This window comes from Psychromonas sp. SR45-3, from assembly GCF_014163575.1.
Taxonomy (GTDB): Bacteria; Pseudomonadota; Gammaproteobacteria; order Enterobacterales; family Psychromonadaceae; genus Psychromonas; species Psychromonas arctica.
Window position 1 is genome coordinate 1 of record NZ_JACJDP010000094.1, and the last position, 730, is coordinate 730.

The 730-nt window shown below is 34.9% G+C and carries 1 protein-coding gene; it reads right to left on the reverse strand.

Features of this window, described 5'->3' with window-relative positions; all coding sequences use genetic code 11:
- Positions 1–292: 292 nt before the first annotated feature.
- Complete coding sequence (locus tag H5084_RS19260) at positions 293–634, reverse strand: DUF3316 domain-containing protein (protein ID WP_028870376.1); 342 nt, start codon at positions 632–634, stop codon at positions 293–295.
- Positions 635–730: the final 96 nt, after the last annotated feature.

The following is a 730-nucleotide window of genomic DNA, read 5'->3' on the forward strand; positions in this document are numbered from 1 at the left end:
GCTTTATCTGTGAAGGCATCAGTGCTGAATGTTTTGTCTGAATGCACAACTTGTGATGCTGCAAAAACGCTTGAACTGATTAATAATGTTGCTGCTAGTGCTGATACTGTGGTTAATTTTTTCATGTTGGTGCCCTTAATAATTTGTTTATAAGTTAACTATTTATAAGTTATCTGTTTATAAGCTTTATGTTGTTGTCGCTACCTATTGGCGTTCGCGACTTACGCTATTTTCTATTCTTTGTTTTTTGTCGTACTTTTTTGTTTCTATTCTTTGTACTGCGAAGCGTTGATTAGTTATCGCTTCTTAATGCTTTGTAGTTGTAATCTACATTGACAATAGCGCGGTATTCTACTTGTCCACGTGTTTGTGCAAATTCTTCAATTGATACGCGAGTATCTTTAATTTTTAAGTCTTTAGTTGGTGTTGTAGAGATAAGAACCAACTCGTGACGTAATTTGTTTTCAGGTAACTGTTTAAGTTGGTTTACGTAATTAAAACCGGCTTCATAAGCTGCTGCTTTATTTGTGAATGCATCAGTGCTGAAGTTTTTGTCAGAATGAACGACTTGTGTACCAGCAAAAACGCTTGAGCTGATAAGTAGAGTTGCTGCTAGAGTTGTTAATTTTTTCATTTTGAATACCTTAAATAATTTGTTGATACATATTTGTATTGAATGAGTGGTTAATGCGTTACCGCTGTTTCCTCACTCGATGTAGCTATTATGCCT

Excerpts from the sequence above, each read along its gene's own strand:
- H5084_RS19260 (WP_028870376.1), bottom strand. The coding sequence starts at position 634 with ATGAAAAAATTAACAACTCTAGCAGCAACTCTACTTATCAGCTCAAGC.